Origin of the sequence: Cetobacterium sp., from assembly GCF_048470075.1 — a bacterium.
Lineage (GTDB): Bacteria > Fusobacteriota > Fusobacteriia > Fusobacteriales > Fusobacteriaceae > Cetobacterium_A.
On record NZ_DBGBQB010000304.1, the window covers coordinates 1 to 6527 of the forward strand.

The window sequence follows — 6527 nt, forward strand, 5'->3', positions numbered from 1 at the left end:
GATATCAGCAGTGATACCGGTGTATAATGAAAAAGATAATATAATACCCATGGTAGAAAAGGTAGAGGAAGCATTTAAAAAAGGATTTAAAGAGTATGAGATTATTTTTGTAAATGACGGTAGTAATGATGGAAGTTATGAGCTTTTAAATAGTTTAAAAAGTAAAAATAAAAATGTTAAAGTGTATCATTTAACCAAAAATAGTGGACAGAGTGCAGCTATAGATGCTGGATTTCATAAGGCTCAAGGAGAACTTGTTCTAATGATGGATGGAGATTTACAAACTGATCCTGAGGATGTTTACAAGTTACTTGAATATATTCCTGAATATGATATGGTCAATGGAAGACGTGCAACTAGAGAGGATGGCTTTAAGAGAAAATTGGCTTCTAAAGTGGGAAATGGATTTAGAAATTTTGTCACAGGAGACAATATCCAGGACACTGGTTGCCCTTTAAAACTATTTAAAAAAGAGGTTATAAAATCATATAAACTATTTAATGGGATGCATAGATTTTTACCAACTCTAGCTAGATACATGGGATATAAAGTGGTTGAGGTTCCCGTTAGACACTATGATAGATTACATGGTGAATCTAAATATAGAGTTTTTGGAAGAGGATTTAAGGCCTTTAAAGATGTTTTTGCAGTTAGATGGATGAGAAATAGAGTTTTAACTTGGAAAATTGAAGAATAAAAAAATAGTAAAACGAGGGCTAATTTATGATAAATATAGAAAATTTAAATATTTTTTTAATTATAGGTTTCATAGGACAAGGGCTTTTTTCAATGAGATTTATCATCCAGTGGCTGGCTAGTGAAAAGGCAAAAAAGAGTGTTATACCTTTTTCTTTTTGGACTTTCAGTTTAGGTGGAAGCGTACTTCTATTGATATATGCTATATATAAAAAAGATCCAGTATTTATACTGGGACAAGCACCAAATGTATTGATTTACTCAAGAAACATATATTTAATAAAAAAAAGAGGAGCTGATTGTTAGATGAGAGTTGTTGTAACAGGAGTAGCCGGTTTTATTGGATCACATTTAGTTGAAAACTTATTAAAGTTAGGACACAGTGTTGTGGGAATAGATAATTTTCATGAGTTTTATTCAGAGGATATAAAAATAAAAAATGTTTTAGAAAGTGTAGATAAAATTGAATATCTTAATGAAATTTTAAAAAAAGATACAAAGGATAAAAAAATAGAGTCTCTTTTAGAGATAGTAAATTCAATGAACTATTCTTTAAAGTATTGTGATTTAAAAAATCTTGAAAGTTTAGATAAGATATTTAATGAAAATAATGTTGATATGGTTATAAATCTTGCTGGGTTAGCTGGAGTTAGACCATCTTTAGAAAATCCACTGGAGTACGAGAGAGTGAATATTGGAGGATACTTAAACCTGTTGGAGTGCTGCAAAAAGTATGGAGTGAAAAAGTTTATTCAAGCTTCATCTAGCTCTGTATATGGGAATAATAAAGTAGTACCTTTCAAAGAGACAGATGTTGTTGATTTTGCAATCTCCCCCTATGCTGCCACAAAAAAATCTGGTGAGGTTTTAGGTCATGTATATTTTAAGTTATACAATATTGACACATTACAATTTAGATTTTTTACAGTTTATGGCCCAAGACAGAGACCAGATTTAGCCATTCATAAATTTGTAGATAAAATCCTTAAAAATGAGAGCATTCCATTCTTCGGCGATGGGGAAACATATAGAGATTATACCTATATTGATGATATTATTGATGGTGTTATAAAAGGTGTAAAATATCTTGAATCACATGAAAATGTGTATGAGATTATAAACTTAGGAGAATCAGATGCAATCTCTTTAAATAATATGGTTCAAACAATAGAGAGATATTTAAATAAAAAAGCTATTATAGATAGACTACCTATGCAACCTGGAGATGTAAAGAGAACTTATGCAAATATAGATAAAGCTAAAGAACTTTTAGGATATAAACCAACTACAAAGTTTGATGATGGAATTGAAAAGTTTATAAAATGGTACTTAGGAGGGAAGTGATATGAAGATAACTGTTATAGGAACTGGATATGTTGGACTGGTTCAAGGTGTTATTTTAAGTGAGTTTGGACATAGGGTTATATGCTTGGATATAGATGAAAAAAAGATAAACTCTTTAAATAATGGTATACTTCCAATCTATGAACCGGGATTAAAAGAGATTTTAGACAGAAATGTTTTAGAAGGAAGACTAAAGTTTACTACGAATAAAAAGTATGCACTTCAAGACTCTGAAGTTATATTTATAGCTGTTGGAACTCCACCAGGAGATGATGGATCTGCTGATTTAACGTACGTGTTACAGTGTGCAAAAGATATAGGAAAAAATATAAAAGATTATGCAGTTATTGTAAATAAATCTACAGTGCCTGTGGGAACAGGGGATCTTGTGGAGGAAACAATAAAAAATGAACTCTTGAAAAGAGAGGTGAAGATAGAGTTTGATGTAGTTTCTAATCCGGAGTTTTTAAGAGAGGGAAAAGCTGTAAATGATTGCCTAAGACCAGATAGAGTTGTAATAGGAAGTGAAAATAAAAAAGCTACAGGATTGATGAAAAAAATATACGATGTTTTATATATTAATAAGACACCTTTCGTTTTTACAAATAGAAGAACATCTGAAATGATAAAATATGCATCAAATGCATTTTTAGCAGTAAAGATATCATTTATTAATGAGATGGCTTTATTAGCTGAAAAGGTTGGAGCAAACACTCAGGAAATAGCACAAGCTATGGGAATGGACGGAAGAATATCACCAAAATTCCTACACTGTGGACCAGGGTATGGAGGTTCATGTTTTCCAAAGGATACTAGGGCTATTGTGGAGATAGGAAAAGAGTATGGTGAAGAGATGAGTGTTGTTGCCTCTGCAATTTCAGCAAATGAGAAGCAAAAGAGAAAGATAACAGAAAAAATAGTTAAAGAGATGGCTGGAGTAAAGGATAAAACCATATGTGTATTGGGATTATCTTTTAAACCAGATACAGATGATGTTAGAGATGCTCCAAGTTTAGATATTATAAAAGGTTTAATAGAAAATGGAGCTAAAATAAAAGCATATTGTCCCAAGGGAATAGAGGAAGCTAAATGGAGATTGGAAAACTATAGGTCTCACATAGAGTACTGTAAAAATGAAGAGGATGCAAGTAAAGATGCTGATGCTGTAATTTTAATCACTGAGTGGAATCAGTTTAGAGGTATTAATTTAGATGAGCTAAAGGAAAGAATGAAAGGAGAGTTTTATTTTGATCTTAGAAATGTGCACACAAAGCATTGTAAAGTAAGATCTCTATTTAAATACTATCCAGTGGGACAAAGTTAAAAAGGAGAGTTTATTTTATGAGAGTTAGAGAGGATGTGTTTAAAGAGAGATACAAACTATTTTTCATAGGTTATTTTGCCCTGATAATAGGAATAACTTTTTTTAGATTTCCAGATATAAGAAATGAATTAAAATACTTTGTTATAACAGATCAAATGGTAGATAGTAAAAATTTTATAATTCTTAAATATTTTAATGAGTTATATCCAGATAAACCTCCCATCTATTTCTGGTTATTGGGATTGGTAAGAGAGTTTAGCAAGGAAAATTTCTATCCCATCTCTCTAATAATAGGTGGTGTTATACCCGCTGGAATAACGGCTTATTTGGGATTTAAACTATCCAAATTAATCTGGAGTGAAAAAATGGCATATATATCTACAGCTATCTTTATAACTCTTCCATATATATTTGGAACAGCTTTAGTATTGAGAATGGATACCCTGATGACAATGTTTATAATGGGTGCCCTTTATATGTTTTTTTCATTCTATATAAATAGAGAGGAGAAATCCTTTAATAGAGTTATTTATATGTATCTTTTTATAGCTTTAGGTATTTTGGTAAAGGGTGGGGCAGCCTTGGTGATTCCAATGCTGACAATACTATTTTACCTATATCTAAATAAAGATCTGGGATATATAAGAAAATTGAGACCTATATTGGGAATAGCCATAATTTTAATAGTATTGGGACTATGGTTTTTAATGATATTGAGTTTTCCAGAGGGAAAGGACTATATAAGTTTGCTTCTGGGGCAAGAGACATTAGGTAGAGTTATAAAAGCTAAAACTCACACAAGACCAATATATTATTATTTAAAATTGCTTCCACTTACAACATTGCCAATAGCCCCATTTTTCCTACTTGGACTTTACCAAAATTTTAAAAATCTAAAAAATATAGATAAGTGGAAGAATATAGATAAAGTAGCCTTTAGCCTATTTATTCCTAACCTGATATTCTTTAGTTTAATAAGCGGAAAGTTGGATATATACCTATTACCACTTTACTACGGTATTATTATTATATCTTTAAGAGCGATTGAAAAAAAATGGAGTGGAACTAAAGAGAAAATCTGTAAGATACTACTGTATATAAACTGCGGCGTACTTTGTGTATGTGCTATTTTTTTACCATACTACAATAGAAATTATACTCTTAAAGAGCCAATAGAGATTTTAAAAGAGAATAGTGAAAAAGTTTATAGTTACAGATTTGAGGATTCAAAAAATATATCCAATGAGATAGATAAAGAGGGTATAGAGGAGATCCCTTTAGATAAGTTATCAACGATGAGAGAGGGAGAACTGCTATTGATTAGAAAAAAATATGAAAAGAATATTCCTAAAGAGGAGTTAGAGTCAATTTATTCAAATAAAGAGTATGTTATTTTAATAAAAAAATAAGGTCGTAGTGATACGACCTTAGATTTTTTTTACAAATTCAGATTTTAGTTTCATAGCTCCAATACCATCAATTCTACAATCGATATTATGGTCTCCCTCAACTAATCTTATGTTTTTTACTTTAGTTCCAATTTTAACAACAGAAGAACTTCCTTTAATTTTTAAATCTTTAATAACAGTAACTGTATCTCCATCAACTAAAAGAGTTCCATTGGCATCTTTTACGATAAGAGCATCATCTGAATCCTCTTCAACAGCTTCTATTGACCATTCGTAAGCACACTCAGGGCAAACAAATAGATTTCCATCCTCATAAGTGTATTCAGAGTTACACTTTGGACAATTAGGTAATTTTGTCATAATATTTTTCTCCATTCTATATATAATTACTTATATTATAAAACAAATTTGAAAAAAATTCAAGAAAACAAAATTTTTCAGGTGTAATTTTACTTTTTATATAGTGGAAATTTATTACAAAGTTCTTTAACTTTTTTAATAGTATCCTGAAGAACTTCATCATTGTCGCTATTTTTTAGAGTTTCAACAATTAAATTTCCTATTAAAATCATCTCATTTTCCTTCATACCTCTCGTTGTTAAAGCTGGAGTTCCAAGTCTAATCCCACTTGTGATAAAAGGACTTTTTGTGTCATATGGAATCCCATTTTTGTTAACTGTTATATGAACTTTATCCAATATTTTTTCCGCATCTTTACCAGTGATATTTAAATTTGTTAAATCAACAAGAATTAGATGGTTATCAGTACCACCACTAACAACTCTAACTCCATTTTTTATTAGAGTGTCAGACAGAGCTTTAGCATTTTTTATAACCTGTTCCTGATATTTTTTAAACTCAGGAGAGAGAGCCTCTTTAAAAGCTACGGCTTTTCCTGCTATTATATGCATCAAAGGTCCACCTTGAATGCCAGGGAATATTATTTTATCAATTTTTTTAGCAATCTCTTCATCATTTGTTAAGATAAGACCACCTCTAGGTCCTCTAAGAGTTTTATGTGTTGTACTTGTAGTTATATGAGCATAGGGAATTGGTGATGGATGAAGTCCAGTGGCAACAAGACCAGCGATATGAGCCATATCAACAACTAAATAGGCTCCAACTTCATCGGCTATCTCTCTAAATCTTTTAAAGTCAATAGTTCTAGGATAAGCACTTGCTCCGGCGATAATAAGTTTTGGTTGGTTCTCTAAAGCCAATCTTCTAATCTCCTCATAGTCAATTCTTTCATCATCTTTTTTTACACTGTATGAGATAACCTTATAATCATTTCCAGAAAAGTTAACATTTTTTCCATGAGTTAAATGACCTCCATGATCAAGTCTCATACCTAAAATACAATCACCTAAATTTATTAAGCTTCTGTAAGCAGCCATATTAGCTTGAGAACCTGAGTGAGCCTGAACATTTGCAAATTTAGAATCAAAAAGTTCTTTTGCTCTTTCAATAGCTAAACTTTCAACAATATCTACGAATTGACAACCTCCATAGTAACGTTTATTGGGATAACCCTCTGCATATTTATTTGTCATGACTGAACCAACAGCCTCCATTACACTTTTTGAAACAAAATTTTCTGAGGCGATAAGTTCTAAACCATTTTCTTGTCTATCTAACTCTTTTTCAATAGCATTATAAACATCAATATCTGTGTCTTTTAAAAAATTTAACATGAAACTACCTCCCATAAATTGCGTGATGGATTAATTATATACTATTGATGTATATATTTC

7 protein-coding genes are annotated in these 6527 nt (G+C 30.9%); 5 read left to right on the forward strand and 2 right to left on the reverse strand.

The features are described 5' to 3' along the window. The first annotated feature begins 1 nt into the window (after position 1). Genes ACMOUI_RS10730 through ACMOUI_RS10750 form a run of 5 tightly spaced genes read left to right on the forward strand, consistent with a single transcriptional unit; the run spans position 2 to position 4773 of the window. Complete coding sequence (locus ACMOUI_RS10730) at positions 2–697, forward strand: glycosyltransferase family 2 protein (protein ID WP_418965690.1); 696 nt, start codon at positions 2–4, stop codon at positions 695–697. A 26-nt stretch (positions 698–723) separates the two neighbouring features. After that, entirely contained in the window at positions 724–1002 is a 279-nt protein-coding gene (locus ACMOUI_RS10735) for a lipid-A-disaccharide synthase N-terminal domain-containing protein (protein ID WP_418965691.1), read from the forward strand. Continuing rightward, entirely contained in the window at positions 1003–2040 is a 1038-nt protein-coding gene (locus ACMOUI_RS10740; protein ID WP_418965692.1) for a GDP-mannose 4,6-dehydratase, read from the forward strand. It abuts the gene before it with no gap. 1 nt (position 2041) lies between these two features. After that, a complete protein-coding gene (locus ACMOUI_RS10745; RefSeq protein ID WP_418965693.1) occupies positions 2042–3364 on the forward strand; it encodes a UDP-glucose dehydrogenase family protein in 1323 nt (440 codons plus the stop codon). A 17-nt stretch (positions 3365–3381) separates the two neighbouring features. Beyond that, complete coding sequence (locus ACMOUI_RS10750; RefSeq protein ID WP_418965694.1) at positions 3382–4773, forward strand: ArnT family glycosyltransferase; 1392 nt, start codon at positions 3382–3384, stop codon at positions 4771–4773. Positions 4774–4791: 18 nt separating this feature from the next. On the opposite strand, the gene ACMOUI_RS10755 is transcribed toward ACMOUI_RS10750, so the two are convergent. Then, on the reverse strand, positions 4792–5133 hold the full coding sequence (locus ACMOUI_RS10755; RefSeq protein WP_418965695.1) for a zinc ribbon domain-containing protein YjdM: 342 nt from the start codon (positions 5131–5133) through the stop codon (positions 4792–4794). An 89-nt stretch (positions 5134–5222) separates the two neighbouring features. Continuing rightward, positions 5223–6467 carry a serine hydroxymethyltransferase gene (gene glyA, locus ACMOUI_RS10760; RefSeq protein ID WP_418965696.1) on the reverse strand — a complete coding sequence of 415 codons (1245 nt, stop codon included), beginning with the start codon at positions 6465–6467 and terminating at the stop codon, positions 5223–5225. Positions 6468–6527 lie beyond the last annotated feature (60 nt).

Bases quoted from the DNA above. Each gene is read 5' to 3' on its own strand.
- ACMOUI_RS10735 (WP_418965691.1), top strand. From the start codon at position 724: ATGATAAATATAGAAAATTTAAATATTTTTTTAATTATAGGTTTCATA.
- ACMOUI_RS10740 (WP_418965692.1), top strand. From the start codon at position 1,003: ATGAGAGTTGTTGTAACAGGAGTAGCCGGTTTTATTGGATCACATTTA.
- ACMOUI_RS10745 (WP_418965693.1), top strand. From the start codon at position 2,042: ATGAAGATAACTGTTATAGGAACTGGATATGTTGGACTGGTTCAAGGT.
- ACMOUI_RS10750 (WP_418965694.1), top strand. From the start codon at position 3,382: ATGAGAGTTAGAGAGGATGTGTTTAAAGAGAGATACAAACTATTTTTC.
- ACMOUI_RS10755 (WP_418965695.1), bottom strand. From the start codon at position 5,133: ATGACAAAATTACCTAATTGTCCAAAGTGTAACTCTGAATACACTTAT.
- glyA (WP_418965696.1), bottom strand. From the start codon at position 6,467: ATGTTAAATTTTTTAAAAGACACAGATATTGATGTTTATAATGCTATT.